This is a genomic window from Arthrobacter sp. T572 (genome assembly GCF_056780115.1).
In genome coordinates, this window is the sequence record NZ_JBRAZQ010000002.1 from 1,196,838 (window position 1) to 1,222,900 (window position 26,063).

Genomic DNA, 26,063 nt, shown 5'->3' on the forward strand with positions numbered 1-26,063 from the left:
CTTGATGGTGCGGACACCAACCTGAGAGCGGTGTCACTGTCCGGAATCGGGTATGACCTTCATCTTGAAGTACAAATAGAGAACATCGTCTCCTGAACCGACTGGCAGCAATCCATCTGGCCCTTTGAGCCCTAGCTTCACCTTTTCTCCACGACCAAAAACATCGCCGTTTTCAGACCAAGTACCCGAAGAGCTCTGCACCCTAAAGGAATTCTGTACGTACTGTAATTGAATGGGGGTGGCGCTGCTCACCGAGACTCCGGCCCAAACCTCAGAATGGTCATTTGGCTCGCCGGGTGTAGTGGCTTCGAGGCTGACATATAGACCCAATTGGCTGCCGCGCCCTTTCTGACCGAGTTCGGCAGTAAGGTTCGAAATCAGGGATTTTGATGCTCGGATGTTGTCTGCGGCATCGTTGGCCACAAAGCCAACCAGTGATATCTCATCGCCCGGTGCCACGTCTACGCTGTATGAACTGTCTTTTCCGTCTTCACCTGCCACCCATAAAAACAAGCGCTCATCGATTGTGGCGTCCTGCGGGTATCTGTTTGTGATGGAATTCAATACAGCGTGGTCGGCCGGAACTTCTGACGTATACGTTGTTCGGCCCGGCCCCCACCCACCGCGGCCAATCTCGGGCGACGCCAATGGTGCTGGCGTTTCTGGACCGGCGGGTTGACTGGGCGTTACGGTTACCGAAGCTGCGGGGGTGCTTCCGCCGTTTGTTCCCGACTTCATCCACGTAGTCAGTGCCAACCCAGCCAGGCCGAGGCACAGGATGACAATTCCAATAAGGGCCAGGGGCCGGATGATCGAAGCGCTGACTTCCTTCGCAGGTTCATTGGCGGTGGTACTGTCTGGGACGCTGCCAGCTGTGCGCAGGGGCTTCCGGTCTTCGGTCGCGGAAGAAGCGGTTCCTGTGATCTCATCAATTTCATGCATGACATCCCGCATGCTCGGTCGGGACTCGGGCGCCGTAGTCAGGCACGATCTGATCAAAACCGCTATGGCAGTTCCTCTCTCAGTAGCTTCCAAGTCCGCGAAACCATCGGAGTCCGGTAGGACTTCCAGCGCAACGGCTACCTCGAAGTCAGCGATGTCTTGCTTGTTGCCCATCCACGTTTCCACACTCGACCAGGGGTGTTTGCCCGTGAGCGCGAAAAACAATGTGGCTCCAAGGCTCCACACATCGCGGGCCACCACGTCTGCGGCAGCGTTTTGATAGCGCAATACTTCCGGGGCGGTCCAATAGCGGCTTCTCATGGGGCGGGCTGTCCATGTAGCCTCCCGATCGAGACTTTTGGTGTACAGGTTTCCCAGATCTCCAACTCTGAGCAGCGGCAGGCCCTCTGCACGGGGAAGCTGTTCCGCACGCGAATCAAAGGCCTGCCCAAAGCCTGGATCCTCAGGAAAAAGCACGAAGGTGTTGCTGGGCTTAATGTCCCTGTGCCCCGTGATTTCGCCGTGGGGATCCTTGAGCGGTCGGATGCGATGCACGTTGGCCATGGCAACAACGATGGGCTGAAAGGCAAGAAGGATTTGTTCATGGGTAAGGCTCGCCCATTCATCCGAATTTATTGCATGGGTCAGCGTCTCGCCCGCATGCGGCATCAACTCCAGATAGATCCTGGAACTGGTATCGCGCTGTTCTCTCCTGCCTGCTGCGAGCAACGGGACAAGTCCGAGCAGATCCTCCGGCGACTTGGCCCGTGCCTCTTCCAGAGCCTTTAGGGTCAGCTGCCGTCGACGAAGCAGGTCGCTTTGTTCGAATTCGCACTTGCATACCAGTGGTGTTCCGCGCCGTAGATTGAGAGCATTCCACGTTTTGTTTGACCAGGTTGGCGGTTCTACCCGGTAGACGTTGGCGCTCCCGCCACTGCCCACCCGTTCACCCAATTTGAACCTGATCTTGCGAGGCTCACCGTCGGCAAGAACAGCGTCCATGGTGACCGTCCGGCCTTCCAGGTCAGGTCGTGGGCCCGAGTCCTCGACCTTGAGTTCGACAGTCATCCTGTTCCCTCCTTCGCGTGCTCTTCGCGTGAGGCATTGCTAACCCGATTGTTCCGGTGGGCCCTCAGCATGTCCTGGACATCTGGGGTCACGTCACGACGGTTCCTGCCGGCCAAGAGAAGTCCCTCCAGGTCTGCTGGGTTGATCCCATATCTGGCGGCTAAATCAGCCCTTGCCCTTGGCCATCTGTAGGTGTCACCGGAGGAAACGTCGATTGCGGCGTTGAAGTACGACTTAGCGGCCCCGTTCGTCAGCGGCAGCCCGTCTTCAAGGGCGCAAGCCAAAGCGTTTACTGCCAACAGCCAGTCGCTCGAGTTTCGGCGCTTCGGCTCCGGTGGCATTGCCGTGTCTTGTTCATCCTCGCGTGCAGGGCCGCACGAGACGCGGAAAGCTAACTCCACGTCATCACCAACGTTGATGCGAAGTTGTATGGAAAAGGGCGGGATGAAGGTCTGGGACCTGTTTTTCTGCAGCTTGGCAAGTCCCACACCCTCCTGGGTGACGCTGACGGTTCCCCACGGCTCTTGGTAAGACGCCACGGAGAGGCTGTGCCCGGAGTTATACATTTCAACGGCTCTGCGGGATAGGCCTTCGATATCGAAGTCGATGCGGTCAAACGGCACGTCCTCACCGAGGCCGTGGCCGATGACGAGGTAATGATGAGGAAGCAGAGACACCTCGCCGCGAGTGTCCTGACGCCGAACCTTCACTTCCACATGGTCTCCGATCTTCAAGGGACGCTGCCCGGACCTCACTGCTGGACCTCTTCGAAGGTGTACGAATCGCTGATGGCTCCAAACCGCAACGAATCACCTTCCTGTATCGGTGCCTCCTCGTAAATCGTTTGGCCGTTGATGATGCAGCGGTGCGAGTCTATGGGGGAAAGATACCAACCTTGGGCTGCTTTGTAGATGCGGGCATGCTGGCGGGACACGCTCTTGTGTGTGAGGACAAGATCGCAGGTTGGAGCCCGGCCGATCGTGATGCCTGCACCCGTGATGACACAGACCGAAGTGGCGCCATACCGGAGCCGTCCTTGTACCGGGGCGGGTTGGGTGTCCTCACCCGTTCCGCCCCTGCCCGAGCCACCCCAGTCCTGGACCAGATCGTGGAGTTCGGCGTCCGTGAAGGGCGCAGTCTCCGGGTCCAACAGCGACGTGGCTGTCGGATCTGCGTCACCTGTGTTTTGTTGGGCTCCAACAGGTTCGGGCGTGAGGACTTTCTCGGCAGAAAAGGCTGGCTGATCGAGAACGACTTCGATGCGAAGGCCGCCCTCCTTGGGGCGGCCTGGCCGCACGAGCGGGCTGTTGTCACGGCGGCCTGCCTCGGCTACGAAAAAGATCTCCATTCGCTGGGAAGGAATGTTGCCTACGCGGGCTTCCGTGCATGAGTACCTGTAGGACTCCCCGATGTCGTGGGCGAATGCGTCCAGTTTCCAATAGTTTGTGATTTCACTGAGGTCAGCATCACTGAAATTCAATGTCAGGGCCCCGACAGCCAAGCGGCGGCCTTGAGTGCTGGGGATTGTCGCCTTCCGAAGCCCTTGCTGGATTCGGGGAACAATCACCTCATAATCGCTCGCCCCCATGCTTTGGCCACGTTTTGCCCATATAGTCAGGAGCTCGCGCGGCCGCGGGAGGCATAAACGAACGCTCAGCCGTTGGTAGAGCATGCCTGCAGAACCCAGAGCAACGAAGAGAAGTATGCCAGCGACGATCAAAAGCTCCATGTGAATCACCCTTCTCGTATGGAGCTTCCAGATCAGCAGGATTGGCACTGGGGCAGCAAACAGAAATCACAAACTTTTGCGATCTTGCAAAACCTTGCCCACCGTTTTTGCGCTGTATGTCAGTCCGATTCGAGGGCGGTACGCCGAGCTGCAGATTGAGGAATAGCGGTGGTGAGTCCTACGCCCGCGCGTGCTTCTTCCGCGCCGCCGGCACCGCCGGCACCGCTGGCGCCGCCCCTGCCGGCGCCTCCGCAGCGTCTCCACGTTCCTCAGACGCAACCGACGCGCCGGTGCCCAACCCGCGCACCGTCCACCCGGCGCTCCGCCAGGCCTCAGCGTCCAGGACGTTTCGCGCATCCAGCACCATCCGCCGTCGTACGAGTGCGCCGACCTCAGCCGGCCGCAAGGCGACGTACTCGTTCCACTCAGTCAGCAGCAGCACCAACTCTGCGCCTTCCAGTGCGCGCTTGGTGGAAGATTCGAAACGGATCTGCGGGTAGCGGATCCATGCGTTGTTGATGGCTTTGGGGTCGGTGACGGTGACGTGCGCGCCGGCTGCGGCGAGCTGAGCGGCGACGTCCAGGGCAGGGGAGTCGCGGATGTCATCGGTGTCGGGTTTGAAGGCGGCGCCGAGGACGGTCACCGTACGCCCGGACAGGAAGCCGCGGCACATCTCGCGGGCGATATCCACGGCGCGGGAGCGCTGGTTGACGTTCACGGAGTCAACCAGGGCCATCCACTCGTCCACCGAGGGCACCTCGAGGTCGCGGGCTTGCGCCCGGAACGACCGGATGTCCTTGGGGAGGCAGCCGCCGCCGAAGCCGAGCCCGGCGTGCATGTAACGGTTGCCGATACGGGGATCAAGGCCCATGGCTTCGCTGAGTTCACTCACATCAGCGCCGGACGCATCGCACAGTTCGGCCATGGCGTTGATGAAGCTGACTTTCGTGGCCAGGAAGGCATTGGCCGCGGATTTGATGAGCTCCGCCGTCGCGAAGTTGCAGACCAAACGCGGGATGCCGGCGCTGATCAGTGGCTGGTACACGGCGTCCAGGACGGCAGTGATCGGCTCACCGGCCGCGGCACCCTTTCCGCCCGGCACACCGTACACGAGCCTGTCCGGCACGAGTGAGTCCTTCACAGCAGTACCCTGCCGCAGGAATTCAGGGTTCCAGCCAAGCAGCACATCGGAGCGTCGGGCCAGCAGCCCGCGGATGGTCTCCACCGTGCCTACCGGCACCGTTGATTTACCCACGACGGCGGCACCCTTACCCAGGTGGGGGAGCAGGCTCCGGGTAGCGGCCATCAGGTAGGTGAGGTCCGCAGTGTCGGAGGTTTTGGACTGCGGGGTTCCCACGCAAAGGAAGTGCACCTGCGCGTCGGCAGCCGCAGCGAAATCGGTGGTGAACTCCAGCCGGCCATTCGTGCGGCCATCGCGGAGGAGCTCGTCCAAGCCGGGTTCGTGGAAGGGAGCCAGGGCCTTGTTGAGCTGCTCAACCTTATGGGAATCGACGTCGATGCCCACCACGCTGTGGCCCATTGAAGCGAGGGTGGCGGCGTGTACTGCGCCGAGGTAGCCGCAGCCGATCACGGAAATCTTCATGACAAAGGTCCTTTGCTCTGGGTGAGTTCTGAGGCGGGGCCGGATGGCACACCCGCAATGACTTCGGTGTAATGGCGCACCAGATCGGCTGACAGCACCGGCCACGTCCGGCCTTGGACCGACGCGGTTGCTGCCGTTGCGAACGCCCGGCGCTTGGCGTCGTCGCCCACCAGGTCCTGAACGTAGCCTCGCAACTGATCCAGGTTGCCGGGTTCGTACAGCCAGCCGGTGCGGGAGTTCTCCACCAGGTCCAGGGGGCCTCCGCGTCCTGTCGCCACTACGGGGACGCCCGATGCCATGGCTTCCTGGATGGTCTGGCAGAAGGTCTCGAACTCGCCGGGGTGGACGAACAGGTCAAAGGAAGCGACCGCCTCGGCCAGGGATTCCCCGCCGAGGAAACCGGCAAAGTGCGCATCCGGAAGCGCGGCCTCCAAGGCCGGCCGCTGAGGCCCGTCACCAACGATCACCAGCTTGGTGTTCGGCAGGTCGGCCAGCACGGCCAGGTCTTCCACCTGCTTCTCAATGGCCAGGCGCCCCACGTAGCCCACGATCCGGTGACCGCTGGGCGCCACCGAGCGGCGCCACGCCGTCGAACGTTTAGCGGGGTTGAAGCGGGCGGTATCCACACCGCGCCGCCACATGTCCACGCGCATGATGCCGCGCCCACGCAACTGGTTCAGCGCGAATGTGGACGGCACCAGGGTTCGGGTGGCCAGGAGGTGGATGTTGTCCACGCGGTTCCAGGCCCAGTTCTCCAGGAACGGCACGCCATAACGGGCGGCGTAGCTGGGAACCTCGGTTTGGTAGATCGCCACCGTGGGGATGCCCAGTTGGTCCGCGGCCTGCACGGCGCGCCAGCCGAGCACGAACGGTGAGGCGAGGTGAACGACGTCGGGGGCGAAATCGGCAAGGATTCTCTTGACCCGATTCACACCACCCAACGCAACCCGCACATTCGTGTAACCGGCCAGCGGTACGGACGGCAGCCGATGGACGTACGCACCCTTCACGACGCTCGAAACCTCAGTGTCAGACGTCGACGGTGCAATCACCATCACCTCATCGCCGCGCTCCTGCAGATGCTCCAGCACCCGAAGTATGGAGTGGGTTACCCCGTTCATCAGCGGCAGGAATGATTCGGCAACGATTGCGATCCTCACGCCTTCAACGGTGGTCGGGGCGGTTGGCGTTGCGGGTTCGATCGGGTGGCCTGTGGAGGAAGAGTTGGTTAACAGGTGGTTGTCTGTTATGTCGCACCCCGGCGGTAGACTCGCCTTCTACGACGCGGCTGGGGCGTTCTTGATGCTGGGGGTCTTTCATGGGTGCTGTTGGGGTTGATTCGCGCGCGCTTTCTTTGCCGCGGGGCGCCGGGGTTAACGTACGACGGCGGCGCCTAGGGGCGGTGCGGACGGTCGCAGCCGGTGTGGGGCTGGCGTTGTTTGTGGGCAGTCTTGGTGCACCATCTCTTGCCGTGGCTGATGATGTTACGGACATGTTCTCGGTTGGTGACCGGCCATCCGCAATTGCCGTGAACCCTGTGACACACACGGTTCACGTGGCTACCTCTCAGGGCGTCTCCAGCTTTGGACCCGGCGCGGGGCACGTGGCGGCCAACGACGTACCGGCGTATGTAGCCGTCAACAGCGTGACCAACAAGATCTACGTGAGTACCATAAGCGGCTATGTTTCGGTCGTGGATGGTGGCACTTACGGCGCACCGGTGAACGTGCCCGTTGGCGCTAATCCCGGAGTCCTGGGCGTCGATGAGTCAAACAACAAAATTTACGTTGGGGTCAAAGACGGTGTGTCCATCATCAATGGCGATACCAATGCCGTCACCAAGGTTCCGGTCAGTGGGGATACCCGCGACATCCAAGTGAACCCTGCTACGAACAAGGCGTACGTTCTGGCTGGTGGAGTCCTGTATGTGATCGACGCAAGCGGCAAGCTCAAGACGTCCATCAACATTGGAACGGGCGGCATCCTGTCAGTTGCCGTCAATGAGGCAACCAACAAGATCTACTTCACCACTCTGGCACGCTTCGGTGCCAGTATCAGGGTGGTTGACGGGGCAACGGACAAAGTCACGAGCACAATTCCCATGACCAACAATGTGGGCACGGTGGCCGTAAACTCCCAGACAAACAGGATTTTCGTAGCAGCGGATATGGCTTCGCCGGAAGGCGCGGTCAAAGTGATCGATGGCGTCTCGCAGAACCAGATTGCCCAGATCAAAACCCCAACGCAGATCCGCGAAATCGTACTGAACGAGGCCAGCAATAAGGCCTATGCCCTTCTCTCAGGCCGCGGCGTGACCATCATCGACGGTCAGGACAATACCGCCCATGCCGTTTATTCCGGCTGGGAACCGTTCGCGGCTGCCGTCGATACCTCAGCTGACAAGACGTACGTGCTGAACAATGGCTTCAACTCCGTTGCTGTTATTGATGGGTCCGTTCCAAAGCCCATGAAGAACGATTTCAACGGTGACGGGACAGCGGACGTGCTAGCAAGGGATGCGTCCGGCGTACTGTGGCTGTACCCGGGTGATGGCTCCGGTGGGTGGCTGCCCCGCCGCGCTGTAGGCCAGGGGTGGAACGTCATGACCGCGTTGTTGACTCCCGGTGATTTCAACGGTGACGGTAATTCCGACGTGATGGCCCGTGACGGTTCCGGTGTGCTTTGGCTTTACCCCGGTGACGGCTCGGGCGGCTGGCTGCCCAGGGTCCAGGTGGGGCAGGGCTGGAACGGAATGAGCGCAATCGTGGATATTGGCGACTTCCACGGCGATACGTTTTTGGACATCGCAGCACGGGACAGCAGCGGCACTCTTTGGATCTACCGCGGCGACGGTGCAGGTGGTTGGCTATCCCGGACCTGGGCAGGTACCGGCTGGAACGGGATGTCCGAAATCACCGGCGTGACGGATTTCAACGGAGATGGCGTACATGACATCGTTGCCCGCGATGGCGCTGGCGCGTTGTGGCTCTACCAGCCAAACGGCTACGGCAGCTGGTTGGGGAGGACTGCTATCGGCCAGGGCTGGAATTCCATGAATTCACTGGTCGGCCCTGGTGATTTCGACGGCGACGGCCGTGCCGACATTCTTGCCCGCAACTCAGCAGGCGAGCTGTGGTTGTACTCCGGTGCCGGGGGTTCGGCGTGGCCTTCAGCTTCTCGGGTAGGTACGGGGTGGAACGGAATGACGGCGATTCTGTGAGTTGGCTCACGGACCTGTAGACTCCGCTCATCGACGCGACTGTCGCGTCTCACTTCTTGGGGGTCCCATGGGTTCTGTCGCGTCCGGTCTAACTGCGCCCGGAGTCGGAAAGTCACGCCTAAAGCGTACGACGGCGGTGCTCGCCATCGTCGGGTCGATGGTCGTTTCGCTGGTGGTGGGGTCGCCGGCCGTTGCCGACTCGACATCCTTCGATATTCCTGTTGGTACAGCGCCGCATGACATCGCAGTCGCTGACACGGGCGACGTCTATGTTGCCACCGACAGCGGCGTGTCAGTCATCGATGCCGGCACACGAAAAGTGACCACTGTAGACGTTGGGGGCGTCGCTCAAGGTGTTGCAACGGGTGGTAGCAGTACCGCCTACATCAGCGTTGCAGGGAAAGCCGGTGCTAACGGATCCATCGTCGTAATGAGAGGGTCAACAGTCTTAGGAAAGGTCAAGACCGGACCCAACCCCGGCATCGTGGCCGTCAACCCGGTGACGGGGAAGGTCTATGTCGCCTACGGCAATGGGATAACTGTCTTTGATCCCCGGATAAGTCCTACACCCGTCGACATTCCGTATTACACGTCGACACCGCGCAGCATCGTTGTCGATTCGTTCAGGAATAAGGTCTTCGTGACCACAGACGGCGTCCTTACCGTTTTAGACGGCAAAACAAATACCAAGGATGTCTATGTCCTGGGTGCTGGAAATGCCGTTGGTCACGCTATGAACACTCAGACGAACGCTGTCTACCGTTCGGTTGAGGGAAGCTACATCGGTAACCCGCAGAGCGAACTGGGCCTCGTGGACGATTCCAATCACTCGAGCCTCATCTACCAGACCAACGAAAGGTTCGGGAAGGTCGCCGTCGACTCTAGGACGGGGACCGTCTACATTGAATCGTTGAATACCGCGGGCAACTCCTCGATGGTGTTGGTCAACCCTGTAGCGAGGACCAAGGTCGCACAGATCAGCATTCCCAGCCAGCCGACTTCCTTGGCCGTGGATTCCACCCGACACAGAACCTATGCAACGCTGAGTAGTGGTGGTGTGTCCGTCATCGACTCGTCCAATACGTCGACTGTGGTTCGAACGGGGGCCCAGCCCGTCGCCGTGGCCATCCACGATTACACAGGCACTGCGTACGTAGCCAACCAAGGCAGCGCTTCTGTGACCGTCATTCAGCCCGCCGACCCGCAGCCAGTGAAGAACGACTTCAACGGAGACCGCAACGCCGACGTGTTGGCTCGTGACGGTTCCGGCGTCCTTTGGCTCTATCCAGGTGACGGAGCAGCCGGATGGCTCGATCGGCGGCAAGTCGGTCAGGGCTGGAATGTCATGACGGCCATTGTCGCTCCTGGCGACTTCAACCGCGATGGATTCTCCGACGTGTTGGCCCGCGACACCTCCGGCGTCCTCTGGCTGTACGGCGGAAACGGTTCCGGCGGCTGGTTGCCGCGCGTGCAGGTAGGGGCTGGCTGGAACGTCATGACCGCAATCACTGGTGTTGGCGACTTCAACGGCGACGGGAAGATCGACGTAGCGGCCCGAGACTCGGTCGGGGCTCTGTGGCTTTATCCGGGAAATGGGAAGGGCGGCTGGCTGCCTCGTATCCAGATCGGATTCGGATGGTCATCCATGACGGACATACTGGGAGTTGGTGACTTCAATACCGACGGCGCATCCGACATCATGGCTCGTGATTCGGGAGGGCGGCTTTGGCTTTACCCAGGTAACGGCGTTGGCGGATGGCTTACACAAGTGCAGTACGGCCAGGGATGGAACGTCATGACGGCACTCTTTGCGCCGGGTGACTTCAGCGGTGACCGAAAAGCGGACGTCATGGCACGCGATTCGTCCGGGGCCTTGTGGCTCTTTTCAGGCAGCGGCGGTGCTAAGTGGCCCATCGGCAGTGTTATAGGCCAAGGCTGGAACGGCATGACGGCGATTCTATGAGTTTGTGACTTGCATTGCGGTCCGAAGTCGGCGCGGAAAGGGGGGCGCTGATAATTTGTGACGAAGCGAGCCTTTCGGAAGCATCTGGCAATGACGCCCTTCCTGAATATCGGGCTCGCTTTATAAAGGGGGCATGAATCATTGAAGAAGTTACTTGCACTATTAGTGTTAGCAGGCATCGCTTTGACTGGTTGCGGGAAGAACGCGGCAACACAGACTTCGCCAAGCGCTACAACCTCGGTAGCTGCAGCACAAACCACCACTCTTCTAAATGTCGTGGGGCTCACGCTGGATAAGGCTACGGACCAGCTTGAAGATCTTGGAGTGGAAGTTGAGGCCACAGATGTGAACGATGACAAAACCATCCTTGTCAAAAGGAACTGGGAAGTTGTGAGCCAGGACCCTGCGGCGGGGGCTAATGCAGTGAAGGGATCCACGGTGCAGCTCGGCGTTCGTCACCTTACGGATGAATCGCCATCGCCTACACCCACGCCTGTGGCCACCGTGGCTCAGCTTGTGGCCCCGCCCGTCGTGGAAAATACGCCGGCTGTCGTTGCTCCGGCCGCTCCACCAGTCGTTGAAGCTCCGCCGGCACAGCCTGCTCCGCCTGCACAACCGGCCCAGAAGGCACCCGCTGCTCCCTATTATCCGAATTGTGCAGCAGTGCGGGCGGACGGTGCCGCTCCTATCAGCAGCAGCCAGCCTGGCTACGGACGCCATCTTGACAGGGACGGCGATGGCTGGGGTTGCGACAAGTAGAACCAACCAGCTTCGTTAGCGAGTGTGGCCGCCCGTGTGTCTTGGGGTGGCCACACTCGTGCTTAGAGGGCTAAGCCGCCTACTCCCCACCCCGCGCCCGCTTCAAGTCCTTCCGCAGCCCGCGGTTGTCCGCCCGGAGCCCACGATTGTCCTCAACGAGCCCACGGTTGTCGGCTTCGAGCCCGCGATTGGCCGCTTCCAGTTCAAGCACCAGTTTCACCCCGGCCAGGTTCAGCCCTTCGTCCAGGAGCATCCCGATCCTGCGCAGCGTCGCGAGGTCCGCTTCGCTGTAACGGCGCGTGCCGCCGTCGGTCCTGTCCGGAGTGAGCAGTCCCTTGCGTTCGTAGAGCCGGATGTTCTGCTGGCCCATGCCCACAAGTTCGGCTGCCACTGAGATCGCGTAGACACCCAACGCGTCACGCGGGGCCGCCCCACCAGAGGCGCCGAAAGGCGGGGCGCCGGCCGGTCCGCCGTCGTGCGTTTCACCGCCACCCGAAACCGCCACCGGCACCTCCAAAATCTTCCGAGAAACCTCTTGCACCACTCTCTGGCTGGTGCTATAAAAAATCTATACCAGCCACCATAGATCAGGAAGGCTGGCACAACAACAAGACCGCATCACTTGACCCAAAAGGAGTGAGACCACAATGCTGATGCGCACTGACCCGTTCCGCGAATTTGATCGACTCGCCCAACAGGTTTTTGGCACAACAGCACGCCCTGCCGGCATGCCGATGGACGCATGGCAGGAGGACGGACAATTCGTTGTTGCCTTTGACCTGCCGGGTGTCAGCCCCGACTCGGTGGACTTGGACATCGAGCGCAACGTCCTGACCGTCAAGGCAGAACGCAAGTCACCCGCAGGGGAGAACACCGAGATGCTCGCCGCTGAGCGTCCCCAGGGCGTCTTCAGCCGCCAGCTGATCCTCGGCGACACGCTGGACACCGAACGCGTCCAGGCCAGCTACGACGCAGGCGTGCTGACGCTCCGCATTCCTGTCGCCGAAAAGGCAAAGCCACGGCGCATCGAGATCACGTCCAACGAGCAACGGCAGGAGATCAACGCCTAGCCAATCGGCTCCGTCCGGGTCTCCCCGGGGGTGGCCTGGACGGAGCAAAGGACCGGGAACAGTGGACCGGCCGCATCGGAAATGAGGGTGCAGGTTTTCGCACCACGCCACGGCGCTTGTTGCGCAGAGGAAGCGCGGCCCCCGAAACTGTCTCCCGGGATAGTGGCCCTCGGCTCACGCCGAGGGCCACACCCCATCCACGGCACGTTTACCGGACACTACTGTGAGCAAGCAGCCTGATTACTACGCCCTCCTCAACGTTGCCCCCGACGCCTCGGCCCGGGACATCTCGCGCGCCTACCGCTCATTGCTTCGCCGTCTCCACCCGGACACCCGCCTGAATCACGACGCCGGATACGTCACCGGAGGTGCCGACGGCCAGGAACTCCATGCCATCATGCAGGCGTATGTGGTGCTCTCGAACCCGGAGAAACGGGCAGCCTACGATCGCGCACGCCGGGGGCAGCCTGTGCCGGGCAAGGGGACACCGGTCAAGGTCCGGGTGCATCGGCGCGACGCCGGAACCCAGCCGGACGTGCAGCGCCCGGAGGCGCCCCGCGGCGAGACCAGCCGCAGCGGGCCGGGCCATGCCGAGCCCGCCCGCGGTGGGCCAGGCAGCGAGCCGGGCCGTGCGCAACCCCCGTTCGTCGCCGGCCCCACCCGGTGGGCGCCGCCCAGCAGATCCCAGCAGAGAACTCCAAGGAGTTACCGATGAGTGCATGGCGTCCCTACGACGGCCACATCATCCCCGCCTTCTACGAACGGTTCGAGAAGCGCTGGGGGAGGGGAACGGCCCCGTTCCTGGATCCCGAAGTCCACGAGCAACCCATGCCCCGGGCGCAATGGATCAACCCGGACACGGGGGCCGCCGTGGCAGTGGTGCCCATCTGGACGGATGATCCCGAGCACCGGTCCTTCGGTGTGTTCTACCTGCCGCCAGCGGGGGATATCTGGATGCTCAGGCCGGGGCCCACAACGTTCATCGAGCCGAGCAAGGGAGCCAGCCAGGAGCAGGTCACCTTGAGGAACGATGCTTTCAAGAAGGCCGTCAACCACGCCAAGGAGTTCATCTACGGGCCGCAGCTTTAGCCGACTCACTGGCCATGGGCGCCGAGACAGCCCCGCTCATAAGAAGGCTGGTGCAACCATGGAGAAAATCCGTATCGGTTGCACCAGCTGCTAGTACGACTTTCTGTTGTTAGTTGTGACACCTATCCATTGGCCGCTCCTAGTTCCCGGCTTCGATTAATTTCCGGGTCTTTTGGGTCCTTGGAACTCCACGGGCGTCGCGTAGTACCACCCCTTGCGAATACCTCCCATCTTACGGCCGGTCACCACAAAAAGCTCCGGAAATCCGGGTGCTTCCGGGGCAGCCTTACCCGGCCGCGAAGCCTGCCGTGGCACGATAGATCACGATGAAACTGCGTGCTGATCAGACTGGAACCCGTGGCCTCCCCATGCCCCTGTGGCTGCAGGGCGGTCTGGAAGCAGTGCAGGCAGCCCTCATCTCCGCGGTCGTGGTGCTCCTGCCGTTGGTTGGTGTTTGGGCCACGGACGGCTTCCAGAACCGGAACGTGGACGCCCTTGCCAGGCTGGGCGGTCAGGCCTGGCTGCTGATCCACGGGGTTCCCCTGAACTTGTCCGCCGTGAATGTCGGCACGGCAGGACACCCGGGCTCCGGGTTGCTTTCCCTCATTCCGTTGGGCCTGACACTCATTCCGTTCCTGCTCGCCTGGCGGGCCGGCCGTCGTCTGGCCCGTGCCTCCTACACGGACCAGTTGTGGCAGGCCTTCCTTGGCGCATGGATTGTGTACGCAGCATTCGGCGCCGCCACGGGATTTGTGTGCCGCACGTCGGACGTGGTCATCAACCTGTGGCTCGCCATGAGCATCCCGCTGATTTCCTTCGGCCTGGGCATGGTGGTGGGTGCACGACGCGAGGCGGGCTCGTGGAGCCGGCTCATCGGCGTCGACGCGGTCGCCTGGCTCGCCAAGACCAGCCAGCACTCGCGATGGGCCGGATCCTACGTGGGGTCAGCATTGCAAGCGGGCTTCGTGGCCACCATGGCAGCGGTTTCCCTGGCGGCGCTGCTGCTGGCCGTGGACATCGTCTGGCATTGGGCTGACATCATCGCCGTCTATGAGGGCCTCAAAGCCGGAGCCTTCGGCGGTGCCGTGCTCACCATCGCCCAGCTCGGATTCCTTCCCAACCTGGTGATCTTCACGCTCGCCTGGATGTCCGGTGCGGGCTTCTCACTGGGCGTCGGCTCTACTGCCGGGCCTTTGGGAACGGCCGTGGGGCCCCTCCCGGCTGTCCCGATCTTCGGTGGGCTGCCGAGCGGACAGCTCGACGCCGGCCCCATGGCACTCGCACTCCCTGTCACGGCCGGGGTCCTGGCCGGATGGTGGTTCCTGCGCCAAGGGGAAAACCATTTTGACGAGTGGCTCTCCATCAAGATCAAGGCCCGCTGGTTCACCGCCGCGGCATCGACGCTCTTCCTGGGCGCGTTCATCGGTGCGGTAGCAGGACTCCTGAGCGGGGCGCTGGCATGGATCGCGCGGGGATCGGCTGGCATTGGCCGGCTCACCGAAATCGGACCCCACCCGCTGTGGACGGCGGTCTGGGTGGCAGTGGAAGTGGGTATCGGCGTCGTGATCGGCTACGCAGTGGGGCCGTGGCTGGAACGCAGCCAGAAGCTGCGCGAGGCGAACCTGGACGAAAACGCGTACGACGACGAGCACGCCTAGGACCTGCGCCAGTGGTTGCTAGCGCAGCGGCCCGGGCATCGAGTTTTCAAGCTCCGCGAGGCACTGCGTCTTGGCCGACTCCGTCAAAGCCGACCGGGCACAGTCCTGGTACGTGCTGACCTGTTTGAAGAACAGCGCGGAGGTGAGAATCAGCAGGCACATGATCGCGGAAACAACCAGCCCGGAGATCGTCCCGAACATCATGAGGCGGGGGTGTTTGTACTTCACCGTCCGGACCAGAACCACGATTCCCAACACCAGGCCCGCCAGCGTCAAAACAGCGCTCAACCAGACGTAGTTCACGTTCAGGGAGAAGACGAAAAACGATCCCAACGCCGTCAGAAGGAAGGCGCGGAAAAGGATTTGTGTCACGCTGAGCGCAGACTTTTCCGCCTCGGTGCGGGGCTGCTGGCTCGGCCGCGGGCCGACGTCGGGATTCATGTTTTCCAGCCTACGCGAGCCGCCCATAAGCTAGTGCAATGCGCATTGTTGTCCTCGTGTCCGGTACTGGTTCCAACCTTCAGGCTGTCATCGACGCCGTGAAGTCGGGTGAGCTGGACGTCGAGATCGCCGCGGTGGGCGCAGACCGGCCCGATACTTATGGCGTGGAGCGGTCCGACGAGGCCGGCATCGAGACCTTCGTGGTCAACTTCAACTCCTTTGAAACGCGCGACGAGTGGGACGCGGCACTGCGCGACAAGGTTTTGTCCTACGCCCCGGACGTCGTGGTTTCCTCCGGGTTCATGAGGATCGTCAGCGCGGACTTCATCGATGCCTTCAACGGCAAGTACGTCAACACCCACCCGGCCCTGCTGCCTTCCTTCCCCGGCGCCCACGGGGTCCGCGATGCCATGGCATACGGAGTGAAGGTCACGGGCTGCACCGTGCACTGGGCCGACGCGGGCGTGGATACCGGGCCGATCATTGCGCAGGAAGCCGTTGTGATCGAGCCGGGGGACAGCGAGGAAACCCTCCACGAGCGCATCAAGGTCGTGGAGCGCCGCCTCCTGGTCCAAACCCTGGCCGACCTCGCCTCCACACCTTCCCCCACCCCCAACTAGGTCGCATTTGTGCGCGTTGTGAGCCCTCAAAACGCGCTGTGCTGCTACCTACATTTCCTCTGGGGGCCCATGCCTGTGGATAACCGCGCATCCGCCCACTGATGTTTGTCAGCATGGGGCATGAAGACACCAAGACCCCTGCCTGATCCACTGTCGTCATTGCCGTTCACGTGGCATGAAGCCGTAAGGGCTGGAGTATCACGACGGCGACTCAGTCACCACAGCCTGGACTCACCCAGCAGGGGGATCCGAGTGCCCCGATCCGGAACCGACCACTCGCTGGTGGATGTGGTTCGGCCTCTAACCCGCATCACGCCGTTCTCGGCAGCTTCGCACGCCACGGCCTTCCTGCTATGGGAGTTCCCAGGTTTCCTGCCGGGAAGCCACGAACCAGCCATCCACATTTCCAGGCCGGAGCCCATGGCTATCCCTCGGCGGAAGGGCGTGATCGGGCATAGGGGGCAGTTCTTCGAAGATGAGATCACCACCCTCAACGGACTGTTCATCACGACTCGAGCCAGGACGTGGTTGGACTGCGCGCGGAAGATGGACATTGACGAGATCACCGTGGTGGCGGATCACCTCATTCGAATCCCAAGGCCGGAGTTTGAGAACCGCACGGCGCCGTACTGCACCCCCGGCGAGCTCGAGGAGATGCTGGACCGTCACTGGGGGACACCCGGCATCCGCAAAGCACGCCTCGCTTTGGAACAGGCGCGCGTAGGTGCCGACTCCGCACCGGAAACGCGGCTGAGGCTGGCGCTTGCCGGGGCTGGGCTGCCCACACCGGAAGTCAACGTGCGCACGGAGTTGAGTCCCGGCGTCGTACGGCAACCTGACCTGAGTTACCGCGAGTGGCGGGTCGCAGTCGACTACGAGGGTGAGAGTCACTCCGAGCCCGGGCAGATCGTTAAGGACATCCAGAAGGAAGAAGACTTCGCTAAGGCAGGGTGGATCCTCGTACGCATTTCAAAGATACACATGTCCACTGACGCAACAACCGCTGTGCGCAAGGTGAGGCGGGCGCTCGAGCAACACGGCTGGACCCCCAAATAGGTCGCAGCTGTGCGCGTTTTGAGGGCCCATAACGCGCACAAATGCGACCCAGTTGGGTAAGGGGGTGGGGGATTAGGAGAGGATGCGCTGCTTTGTCTCGGGGGAGAAGAACGCCATCCAGAGCACGGAGACCAGCACCAAACCACCGGCCAGGGCGAACGAGGTTGCCAGTCCGAACTCCGGCCAGAAGAACGAGGCAAACACCAACGGACCAAAACCTGCACCGATACGGGAGAACGTGGAAGCCCACCCGAAGCCTGAACCGCGCAGCTCGGTGGGATACAGCTCGGAAACGTAGGCGTACAGCACGGGAATCGCCACCTGCACCACGAACCCGAAGACGAGCAGCCAGAACACCGCCGCCGAAGGCACGTCCACCACGAACGCCACGATCACCAGCGTCACGGCAGACAACGGACCCGTGATGGCCAGGATCCACTTGCGGCCCACCCGCTCCACCAGCAGGGCAGCAACGATCACGCCCAGAAGTCCCACAGCGGCCATGCCGGCGGTAGTGACAAAGGCCTTGTACTCTTCGAATCCCGCGCCGATCAGGATGCGGGGCATCCACGTCAGGGACAGGTAATAGACCAGCAGGACTGAGAAGAACAGCGCCCAGGCAGCGGTGGTGATCTTCCAGTTGAAGGTCCAGACATTCCGCAGCTGGGTCCACGCGCTGCCGGGGGAGAGACGCGGGGCAGCCTGGGGTTCGGGCAGGCTGTAGGCGCGGGGCTCGGCTCCGGTGGCCCGGACCAAACCATCGATCACTGCGGCGGCCTCCTGCCTCCGCCCCTTCCGGATCAGGAACAGCGGCGACTCGGGCACGCTGCGCCGGACCCAGAACACGAGCAACGCCGGCAGCACCATGATCAGCATCGTCAGGCGCCAATCCGCAAAGGCGGCCACGAGCCCGGCGGAAACAAACCCGCACAGCGCAGCACCCACGGGCCACCAGCCGTCCATGGCGGTGAGCACCTTGCCGCGTTGCTTGCGGGGCGTGAACTCGCCGACCAGCGCGTAGTCCACGGGAATGCAGCCGCCCAGGCCAAAGCCGGCCATGAAGCGGAAGATGCAGAACCACACAATGTCCGGAGCGAACGCGCCCAGGACGGTGAAGATACTGAAGATCAGGAGGGTGGCCGTGAACGCCTTCTTACGCCCAATGGTGTCCGCGATGGTCCCCCAGGCGAACGCCCCCACCGCCATGCCGATCAGGTTGGCAGTACCGATCCACGCGGCATCGGCGGGCTGCAAAGACCAGTGCTTGGACAGCAGCGGGATCAGGATGCCGTTGAGCGTGACATCCCAGGCATCGAACATGAAACCGAGGCCGCCGATCAGGAAGATCTTTCCCTGGACCTTCCACCGCCACGGCAGTTCCTGCACAACTTGTTCGCCGCTGGGCACGGCTGTGTATGTATTCATTTGCCCTCCTGCATCACACCTTATGCGCTGGGGCAGACAGCGGGGCTACCGGTGCCTTTCAATGGCCCGCCGCAGGAAACCACCGGCTTCTTCCAACGCAGCCTTCGCCCCGGCCGGATCCAGTCCGGTCAGCAGCACCAGGATCGCAGCCTTCACGGAGCCCCCCACCGAGTCCAACGCTTGCGCCGCCTCAGCCGCGGAGACACCCGTGGCGTGCTGCACCGTCCGTTGCGACCGTGCCAGGAGCTTCTTGTTGGTTGCCCGCAGGTCGACCATCAGGTTGCCGTAGGTCTTGCCGAGTTTCACCATCACCAGTGTGCTGATCATGTTCAGCACCAGCTTCTGCGCCGTGCCCGAGTTCAGCCTCGTCGAGCCCGCGATGAACTCCGGGCCCACCACCACCTCGATCGCTACATCAGCAAGGTGGCTCACGGCCGACCCCCTGTTGCAGGCCAGCGACGCCGTAAACGCCCCCCGCTTCCGCGCCTCCTCCAGAGCGCCGATCACGTAGGGGGTCCTTCCGGACGCGGTAATACCCACGACGGCGTCCGCTTCCGTCACGTTGATATCGTGCAGGTCCCGCGCGCCCGCCGTGGCGCTGTCCTCCGCGTACTCGACCGGCTTCTGGATCGCCTGGGTACCGCCAGCGATGAGCCCGACGACGAGTCCCGGCGGTGTGCCGAACGTCGGCGGGCATTCGCTCGCGTCGAGCACCCCCAGCCGCCCGGCCGTCCCGGCTCCCACGTACAAGAGGCGGCCTCCGCGCTGGAGCCGCTCCGCCACGGCGTCGACCGTTTGTACAACCGCATCCCTAGCCTCCGCGACTGCTGCATGTACTCCTGCACCGTGGTCCAGCATGGCCTGCACGAGTTCATCCGTGCCCAGGATGTCCAGGTCCTTCAGGTTCTCCGCCGCAGCTTCGGTCTGCAGTCCGGCCAGTTCGGTGCGGAGGTCCGCGAGCTTGTCAGCGTCAGTCCGGCCAGTTTGTTCCGTCACGGTGGATGTACCTTTCCTGGATGAGCCCGCGGCGCGTCGCAGCGAGGGCAGCGCCATCCAGGCCATCACCCAGCGGCTCCACCACTTCAATCCCAGCCGAAGCCAGGGACTTCCGCAAGAGTTCCGCAAAGAACTCCGACTCCACCACCCCGCCAAGCATCGCCACACGGGGAGAGCTGCTGTCGTCGCCCTCGGAGGCCAACTTAACAGTGGTGGTCAGGATGCGACAGGCCTCGCCGACGATCTTAAGTGCGACGTCGTCACCCGCCTCCGCTGCGTGCAGAACCAGCGGCGTGAACCGGGCCATGGCGCGGTAGGGGTTCTCCTGCTTGGCCAACCAGCCCGGGAGCAGTTCGGGCGACTCAGCCAGGGCGCCCGCCGCAGCCAGCAGCGATGTGGTGGGGCCGCCGTCGTACGCGTGCAGAACTGCCTGGAGGCCCTGCTGGCCGATCCACCGGCCGCTGCCGCGATCGCCAAGATAGGGTCCCCAGCCGTCCGCACGGTGGAGGACACCGGACCCGTCGAAACGAAAGGCCACTGCGCCGGTTCCCACGATCAAGGTGGTGCCCGGTCCGCCCTGCAGTGCCCCCAACTGCGCTGCCGTGGCGTCCGAGAGCACAGCTGCGGGGACGCTGAACCGGTTAGACAACATGGTGGCGAGCTCCCGGGACTTCTCCGCGGACGCCTCCACACCGGCCACCGCTGCCCCTACCGCCGTGAGGGTGCTGATGGGCAACGACGGAGGAAGCAGGGCCGTTGTTTCAAGGAGGAGCTCGAACGCCAGGGTTGGCCCGTTGTCCACGTGCACCCCGGGAAAGCCGTGCTGGTCCGCCGCACCAAGGAGCTCATCGCCGGACCGCAGCTCCACGCGGCAACGGCTTTTCCCAACATCGGCAACAAGAACGACCTCGGTGGCTTCCATGGATCAACCCTATGTTGCAGGACGCAAAACCAGCCATGCAACGAAACACGATAAACTGCCTTCATCCCACCACCCGCGCCATCTACGCGAACTAAGACGGAGACTTTTGTGAGCTTGACGCAGCTTGACCGTGTTCCCATCCGCCGTGCACTGATCTCGGTTTACGACAAGACGGGACTGGAGGAGCTCGCAAAGGGCCTGCACGCAGCCGGCGTTGCCATCGTCTCCACCGGCTCCACCGCCAAGAAGATCGCTGCCGCGGGCATCCCGGTCAAGGAAGTCGAAGAAGTCACCGGCTCCCCGGAAATGCTGGATGGCCGCGTCAAGACCCTGCACCCGCGCGTCCACGGCGGCATTCTCGCCGACCGTCGCGTCCCGGCGCACATGGACACCCTCGCCGGCATGGAGATCGAACCCTTCGACCTCGTAGTGGTCAACCTGTACCCGTTCGTCGAGACCGTGAAGTCCGGCGCCGCGCAGGACGACGTTGTTGAGCAGATCGACATCGGAGGCCCCGCCATGGTGCGTTCGGCCGCGAAGAACCACGCCGCCGTCGCGATTGTCACGGACCCCACCTTCTACGGCGCCGTCGTCGACGCCGCAGCACACGGCGGCTTCGACCTGAACACCCGCCGCCGCCTGGCCGCCAAGGCTTTCGCGCACACGGCCAGCTATGACAACGCCGTGGCAACCTGGACCGCCAGCCAGTTCCTGGACGAAGACGGCGACGGCGTCATCGACTGGCCCGCCTACGCAGGCCTGGCCTTGGAGCGCTCGGAGGTCCTCCGCTACGGCGAGAACCCGCACCAGCAGGCCGCGCTCTACGTGGACAAGGCTGCTCCGGCCGGCATCGCCCAGGCTGACCAGCTGCACGGCAAGGCCATGAGCTACAACAACTTCGTCGACGCCGACGCCGCCCTCCGTGCCGCTTTCGACTTCGCCGGGCCCGCCGTCGCGATCATCAAGCACGCCAACCCGTGCGGTGTTGCCGTCGGTTCCGCCGACGCCGCAGACCCGATCGCAGACGCCCATGCCAAGGCCCACGCGTGCGACCCCGTCTCCGCTTTCGGTGGCGTCATCGCAGCCAACCGCACGGTCACGGCCGGCATGGCCCGCACTGTTGCGGACATCTTCACCGAGGTTGTCATTGCCCCGGACTTCGAGCCCGAAGCCGTGGAGATCCTCTCCAAGAAGAAGAACATCCGCCTCCTCGCCCTGCCCGAGGGCTACGGCCGCTACCCCTCCGAGATGCGCCAGGTTTCCGGTGGTGTGCTGGTTCAGATGACGGACAAGGTTGATGCCGACGGCGACAACCCCGCCAACTGGACCCTGGCCGCCGGCGAAGCTGCTGACGAGAAGACCCTCGCCGACCTCGCCTTCGCATGGACGGCCTGCCGTGCAGCCAAGTCCAACGCCATCCTCCTGGCCGACAACGGCGCAGCAGTGGGCATCGGCATGGGCCAGGTCAACCGCCTTGACTCCTGCAAGCTGGCGGTCGAGCGCGCCAACACGTTGGGCGTCCAGGTGGAGTCCGACGTCGATGGCGCCGGCGGTGCCTCCAACGCCAGCGGCGACAACGCACCCGAGCGCGCACGCGGCGCCGTGGCAGCCTCCGATGCGTTCTTCCCGTTCGCTGATGGCCTGCAGATCCTGATCGACGCCGGTGTCCGCGCCGTGGTCCAGCCGGGTGGCTCGGTCCGCGACGAGGAAGTCATCGCAGCAGCCAACGCTGCCGGCATCACCATGTACTTCACGGGCGCACGCCACTTCTTCCACTAGTCTCCACCGCCGCCCTGACGTCGCTGCGCTTCGGCCAGGGAACCCGGGCGGCGTGGGCTCACACGCTGGCGGCCGCCCCCGAAAGGGGACGGCCGCCGTCGTATTTAACAGGGACTTGCCAAAAACCTTACGAAGCCGAGGCCGTGTTGTAGGTGGACTGGATGACCGAGCCCCAGTACGGGCCGTACATCTTGGTGGAGTTGCTGCCGTAACCGTAGGAGTTGACCGAGTTCTGGTAGCCGTTGGAGCTGGTACCGATGAACCACGGTCCGCCCGAGGAGCCACCGGTCATGTTGCACGGGATGCCCTGGGTGTTGAACTGCGGGTTGTAGGGATCGTTGGTGGCGGTGCCGGAGCAGCTCTTGAGCGATTCACCGTTGAACGGAGCTGCTGCCGGGTAGCCGAAAGCCTTGTAACTGAGGCCGCGGGCGGCGTTGAACTGGACACCGGAGGCTCCGACGACGTCGGCGAGGCGCTGGCCGTTGAGGGTGTTGAGGACGGCGAAGCCGGTGTCGTACTGCATGCTGCCGCTGCCGGACCACTGCGTGGGGGCGTACAGTGCCCTTGCCGTCCACTTGCCGTAAGGCGCCGCGCCGTTGAGGTAAGCCGGGACGAAGACGAAGTTGGTGGCGAACGCTCCGGGGCCTTCGTTGAGGCAGTGGCCGGCGGTGGACACTGTGCTCCTGTTGGTGGAGGTCACGGAGTTGGCGGAGCAGACGTAGTTGGCCCCGCCCAGGGTGAAGAAGACTTTGCCGATGTGTTTGACGGGGGTTTCGCTCTGGTTGGCCTTGAGGTTGATGGCCTTGGAATCGGTGGCTGCCTGCTGGCCGGGGATGCTGGTCAGGGCGCCGGGGGCCTCGGATGCGAGGGACTTGCCGAGGTTGAGGAGCTTGCCGCGTTCCAGCGCCTTGGCGGCAAGGATGTCACCGGACTTGGCGGACTTCATGCGTTCCGGAGTCCAGTAGTCCGCGGTACCGCTGTCAGATACCGCGTGGCTGCTGGCCACCGAGCCTTGTGAGTCTGCGTTGGTTGCCGGGGCAGCATTGGCGCCGGCCGTGCCGGTGAGGGCGAGGAGTGCGGCAGCAGACAGACTCAGCAGGCTTGTGGCCAGGGTCTTGGTTTTTGTCACGTTGTTCCTACCTAATCGAGGGAGTGAGGCGGTCAGTGATGGCGACCGCCGACTGACGGAATCGAAGGTACCCAACGTGTGACAAGTTTGTAAATAGATGTTTCAGATTTTGTGATATTTTGCTTCCAGTTCCTGTTGCGGCTTTGGAGAGGAGGACGACGGCGGTACTCCACTGCGGCGGTCAGGCCGCCGTCGGTCTTCCAACCGCCTGCGGGACGGCCGTGAAAGCGGTAACGCACGGCGTGATCCCGGACACGAAGGGCTGCCAAAACGGCCTGCTCGGGTAAGTTAGAGATGTTGAAATCTGCAGACTTTCAGGGAGAACCCCGCCAATGGCCAAGATTATCTATACCCACACAGACGAAGCGCCGATGCTGGCTACCTACTCGTTCCTGCCGATTGTGGAAGCTTACGCCTCGACCGCAGGTGTGGAGGTCGAGACCCGCGACATTTCGCTGGCCGGCCGCATCATCGCCGTGTTCGGCGATTTCCTGACTGAAGAGCAGCGCACGGGCAACGCCCTGGCTGAACTTGGCGAACTGGCAAAGCAGCCGGAAGCCAACATCATCAAGCTGCCCAACATCAGCGCCTCCGTCCCGCAGCTCAAGGCTGCCATCGCCGAGCTCCAGGCCCAGGGCTACGCCCTCCCGGACTACCCGGACAACCCCTCCTCGGACACCGAGACGGACATCCGCTCCCGCTACGACAAGATCAAGGGTTCCGCTGTGAACCCGGTGCTGCGCGAAGGCAACTCCGACCGCCGCGCGCCCCTGTCAGTGAAGAACTACGCCCGGCAGAACCCGCACTCCATGGGCGCCTGGACCGCAGACTCCAAGACCAACGTCGCCACCATGGGACAGAACGACTTCCGCTCCAATGAGAAGTCCGTGGTCATCGAAGCCGATGACGCCCTGAGCATCCAGCTGGTCCGCGAAGACGGCACCGTCAAGGTCCTCAAGAAGGACTTCCCGGTCCTGGCCGGTGAAGTTGTGGACGGCACCGTCCTGCGCGCCGAGGCCCTGGACGAGTTCCTCAAGGCCCAGGTGGCCCGTGCCAAGGAAGAAGGCATCCTCTTCTCGGCACACCTGAAGGCCACCATGATGAAGGTCTCCGACCCCATCATCTTTGGCCACGTGGTCAAGGCCTACTTCTCCGAGCTGTTCGACACCTACGGCAAGCAGCTCGCAGCCGCCGGCATCAGCCCCAACAACGGCCTCGCAGCCATCCTGAGCGGTCTTGAGGACCTGCCGGAGGACGTCCGCGAAGGCGTCAAGGCAGCCATCGCCAAGGGCCTGGAAGATGGCCCGGCCCTGGCCATGGTGGACTCGGACAAGGGCATCACCAGCCTTCACGTCCCGTCGGACATCATCGTTGACGCTTCCATGCCCGCCATGATCCGTTCCTCCGGCCACATGTGGGGCCCGGACGGCAAGGAAGCCGACACCCTGGCGGTCCTGCCGGACAGCTCCTACGCCGGCATCTACCAGGCAGTGATCGACGACTGCCGTGCCAACGGTGCTTTCGATCCCACCACCATGGGCACCGTCCCCAACGTCGGCCTCATGGCGCAGGCAGCCGAAGAGTACGGCAGCCACGACAAGACGTTCGAGATCGAGGTTCCCGGCACCGTCCAGCTCGTCAACCGTGCAGGTACCGTGCTGATTGAACACCAGGTCTTCCCCGGTGACATCTGGCGTGCATGCCAGACCAAGGATGTGCCGATCCGTGACTGGGTCAAGCTGGCCGTCACCCGGGCCCGCGCTTCCCAGACTCCGGCCGTGTTCTGGCTGGACAAGACGCGTGCCCACGACGCCAACCTGATCGCCAAGGTCAACGAGTACCTCAAGGAGCACGACACCGAGGGCCTCCAGATCGAGATCCTGTCCCCGGTCGAGGCAACGGCCTTCACGCTGGAGCGCATCCGCAAGGGCCAGGACACCATCTCGGTGACCGGCAACGTGCTCCGCGACTACCTCACGGACCTGTTCCCGATCCTGGAACTGGGCACCAGCGCCAAGATGCTGTCCATCGTTCCGTTGATCAACGGCGGTGGCCTGTTCGAGACCGGCGCCGGTGGATCCGCTCCCAAGCACGTCCAGCAGCTGGTCAAGGAAAACCACCTCCGCTGGGACAGCCTGGGTGAGTTCCTTGCCCTGGCCGTCAGCTTCGAGCACCTGGCCACCACCACGGGCAACGCCCGCGCCCAGGTCCTGGCCGACACTCTGGACCGCGCAACGGGTACGTTCCTGCTGGAAAACAAGTCCCCGCGCCGCAGCGTTGGCGAGCTGGACAACCGCGGCAGCCACTTCTACCTGGCTCTCTACTGGGCCCAGGAACTGGCCAAGCAGACCTCGGACGCGGACCTGGCAGCAGCCTTCGCGCCGATCGCAGAATCGTTGACCTCCAACGAACAGACAATCGTTGGTGAGCTGAACGCAGTCCAGGGCTCCGGCGTCGAACTTGGCGGCTACTACCGCCCGGACGCTGCCAAGGCCGCAGAGATCATGCGCCCGTCGGCAACCTTCAACGAGGTCCTCGCCACCCTGAATTAGTCCGCCCAACTGACTCGCAGTTGTTGTCGTTTTGAGAGCTCA

22 protein-coding genes are annotated in these 26,063 nt (G+C 63.0%); 11 read left to right on the forward strand and 11 right to left on the reverse strand.

Annotation, left to right across the window (positions count from 1 at the left end; all coding sequences use genetic code 11):
* Window positions 1–33: 33 nt before the first annotated feature.
* From ACUYMZ_RS06760 to ACUYMZ_RS06780, 5 genes are all read right to left on the reverse strand, one after another.
* Window positions 34–2,010 carry a protein kinase domain-containing protein gene (locus tag ACUYMZ_RS06760; protein WP_481602537.1) on the reverse strand — a complete coding sequence of 659 codons (1,977 nt, stop codon included), beginning with the start codon at window positions 2,008–2,010 and terminating at the stop codon, window positions 34–36.
* The gene (locus ACUYMZ_RS06765) at window positions 2,007–2,744 is read right to left on the reverse strand and encodes a hypothetical protein (RefSeq protein WP_442423975.1); all 738 of its coding nucleotides are present in this window, start codon (window positions 2,742–2,744) and stop codon (window positions 2,007–2,009) included. Before ACUYMZ_RS06765 ends, ACUYMZ_RS06760 begins: the two co-directional genes overlap by 4 nt.
* Window positions 2,745–2,761: 17 nt before the next feature.
* Window positions 2,762–3,511 carry an FHA domain-containing protein gene (locus ACUYMZ_RS06770; RefSeq protein WP_426006377.1) on the reverse strand — a complete coding sequence of 250 codons (750 nt, stop codon included), beginning with the start codon at window positions 3,509–3,511 and terminating at the stop codon, window positions 2,762–2,764.
* A 406-nt stretch (window positions 3,512–3,917) separates the two neighbouring features.
* Window positions 3,918–5,342: a UDP-glucose dehydrogenase family protein gene (locus ACUYMZ_RS06775; protein WP_481602538.1), complete on the reverse strand. Its 1,425-nt coding sequence runs from the start codon at window positions 5,340–5,342 to the stop codon at window positions 3,918–3,920.
* Window positions 5,339–6,502, reverse strand: coding sequence for a glycosyltransferase family 4 protein (locus tag ACUYMZ_RS06780; protein ID WP_481602539.1), 1,164 nt, complete (start codon window positions 6,500–6,502; stop codon window positions 5,339–5,341). Before ACUYMZ_RS06780 ends, ACUYMZ_RS06775 begins: the two co-directional genes overlap by 4 nt.
* A 395-nt stretch (window positions 6,503–6,897) precedes the next feature.
* On the opposite strand from ACUYMZ_RS06780, the gene ACUYMZ_RS06785 reads away from it, so the two are divergent.
* The 3 genes from ACUYMZ_RS06785 (at window position 6,898) to ACUYMZ_RS06795 (ending at window position 11,284) form a co-directional block, all read left to right on the forward strand.
* Window positions 6,898–8,562 carry an FG-GAP-like repeat-containing protein gene (locus tag ACUYMZ_RS06785; RefSeq protein WP_481602540.1) on the forward strand — a complete coding sequence of 555 codons (1,665 nt, stop codon included), beginning with the start codon at window positions 6,898–6,900 and terminating at the stop codon, window positions 8,560–8,562.
* Window positions 8,563–8,698: 136 nt separating this feature from the next.
* Window positions 8,699–10,525 (forward strand): FG-GAP-like repeat-containing protein, encoded by a 1,827-nt coding sequence (locus ACUYMZ_RS06790; RefSeq protein ID WP_481602541.1) that lies wholly within the window; start codon window positions 8,699–8,701, stop codon window positions 10,523–10,525.
* Between the two features lie 276 nt (window positions 10,526–10,801).
* Window positions 10,802–11,284 carry an excalibur calcium-binding domain-containing protein gene (locus tag ACUYMZ_RS06795; RefSeq protein ID WP_481605828.1) on the forward strand — a complete coding sequence of 161 codons (483 nt, stop codon included), beginning with the start codon at window positions 10,802–10,804 and terminating at the stop codon, window positions 11,282–11,284.
* 79 nt (window positions 11,285–11,363) lie between these two features.
* Here the strand turns inward: ACUYMZ_RS06795 and ACUYMZ_RS06800 are convergent, their stop codons facing one another.
* The gene (locus tag ACUYMZ_RS06800; RefSeq protein ID WP_481602542.1) at window positions 11,364–11,795 is read right to left on the reverse strand and encodes a MerR family transcriptional regulator; all 432 of its coding nucleotides are present in this window, start codon (window positions 11,793–11,795) and stop codon (window positions 11,364–11,366) included.
* A gap of 136 nt (window positions 11,796–11,931) precedes the next feature.
* Here ACUYMZ_RS06800 and ACUYMZ_RS06805 point away from each other — a divergent pair, with 136 nt between their 5' ends.
* From ACUYMZ_RS06805 to ACUYMZ_RS06820, 4 genes are all read left to right on the forward strand, one after another.
* Window positions 11,932–12,354, forward strand: coding sequence for an Hsp20/alpha crystallin family protein (locus ACUYMZ_RS06805; RefSeq protein ID WP_426006385.1), 423 nt, complete (start codon window positions 11,932–11,934; stop codon window positions 12,352–12,354).
* Between the two features lie 223 nt (window positions 12,355–12,577).
* Window positions 12,578–13,069, forward strand: a complete 492-nt coding sequence (locus tag ACUYMZ_RS06810; protein WP_481602543.1) for a J domain-containing protein — start codon at window positions 12,578–12,580, stop codon at window positions 13,067–13,069.
* Window positions 13,066–13,443: a hypothetical protein gene (locus ACUYMZ_RS06815; RefSeq protein WP_481602544.1), complete on the forward strand. Its 378-nt coding sequence runs from the start codon at window positions 13,066–13,068 to the stop codon at window positions 13,441–13,443. The genes ACUYMZ_RS06810 and ACUYMZ_RS06815 overlap by 4 nt, the downstream gene beginning before the upstream one ends.
* A 326-nt stretch (window positions 13,444–13,769) precedes the next feature.
* Entirely contained in the window at window positions 13,770–15,101 is a 1,332-nt protein-coding gene (locus ACUYMZ_RS06820; protein ID WP_481602545.1) for a cell division protein PerM, read from the forward strand.
* Window positions 15,102–15,119: 18 nt separating this feature from the next.
* Here the strand turns inward: ACUYMZ_RS06820 and ACUYMZ_RS06825 are convergent, their stop codons facing one another.
* Window positions 15,120–15,569, reverse strand: coding sequence for a hypothetical protein (locus ACUYMZ_RS06825; protein ID WP_426006390.1), 450 nt, complete (start codon window positions 15,567–15,569; stop codon window positions 15,120–15,122).
* A gap of 11 nt (window positions 15,570–15,580) precedes the next feature.
* Here ACUYMZ_RS06825 and purN point away from each other — a divergent pair, with 11 nt between their 5' ends.
* Together purN and ACUYMZ_RS06835 are read left to right on the forward strand one after the other, a co-directional pair.
* A complete protein-coding gene (purN, locus tag ACUYMZ_RS06830; protein ID WP_481602546.1) occupies window positions 15,581–16,162 on the forward strand; it encodes a phosphoribosylglycinamide formyltransferase in 582 nt (193 codons plus the stop codon).
* 252 nt (window positions 16,163–16,414) lie between these two features.
* Entirely contained in the window at window positions 16,415–17,218 is an 804-nt protein-coding gene (locus ACUYMZ_RS06835) for a hypothetical protein (RefSeq protein ID WP_481602547.1), read from the forward strand.
* Between the two features lie 72 nt (window positions 17,219–17,290).
* Here the strand turns inward: ACUYMZ_RS06835 and ACUYMZ_RS06840 are convergent, their stop codons facing one another.
* From ACUYMZ_RS06840 to ACUYMZ_RS06850, 3 genes are read right to left on the reverse strand one after another with little or no spacing between them, the layout of a single operon-like run.
* Entirely contained in the window at window positions 17,291–18,643 is a 1,353-nt protein-coding gene (locus ACUYMZ_RS06840) for an MFS transporter (RefSeq protein WP_426006393.1), read from the reverse strand.
* 45 nt (window positions 18,644–18,688) lie between these two features.
* On the reverse strand, window positions 18,689–19,639 hold the full coding sequence (murQ, locus tag ACUYMZ_RS06845; protein WP_481602548.1) for an N-acetylmuramic acid 6-phosphate etherase: 951 nt from the start codon (window positions 19,637–19,639) through the stop codon (window positions 18,689–18,691).
* Window positions 19,614–20,561, reverse strand: coding sequence for an N-acetylglucosamine kinase (locus tag ACUYMZ_RS06850; protein WP_481602549.1), 948 nt, complete (start codon window positions 20,559–20,561; stop codon window positions 19,614–19,616). Before ACUYMZ_RS06850 ends, murQ begins: the two co-directional genes overlap by 26 nt.
* A gap of 108 nt (window positions 20,562–20,669) precedes the next feature.
* On the opposite strand from ACUYMZ_RS06850, the gene purH reads away from it, so the two are divergent.
* Complete coding sequence (gene purH / locus ACUYMZ_RS06855; protein ID WP_481602550.1) at window positions 20,670–22,340, forward strand: bifunctional phosphoribosylaminoimidazolecarboxamide formyltransferase/IMP cyclohydrolase; 1,671 nt, start codon at window positions 20,670–20,672, stop codon at window positions 22,338–22,340.
* 127 nt (window positions 22,341–22,467) lie between these two features.
* Here purH and ACUYMZ_RS06860 read toward each other — a convergent pair whose 3' ends face one another.
* Entirely contained in the window at window positions 22,468–23,469 is a 1,002-nt protein-coding gene (locus ACUYMZ_RS06860; RefSeq protein ID WP_481602551.1) for a trypsin-like serine peptidase, read from the reverse strand.
* 332 nt (window positions 23,470–23,801) lie between these two features.
* Here ACUYMZ_RS06860 and ACUYMZ_RS06865 point away from each other — a divergent pair, with 332 nt between their 5' ends.
* Entirely contained in the window at window positions 23,802–26,021 is a 2,220-nt protein-coding gene (locus ACUYMZ_RS06865; protein WP_481602552.1) for an NADP-dependent isocitrate dehydrogenase, read from the forward strand.
* The last annotated feature ends 42 nt before the right edge of the window (window positions 26,022–26,063 follow it).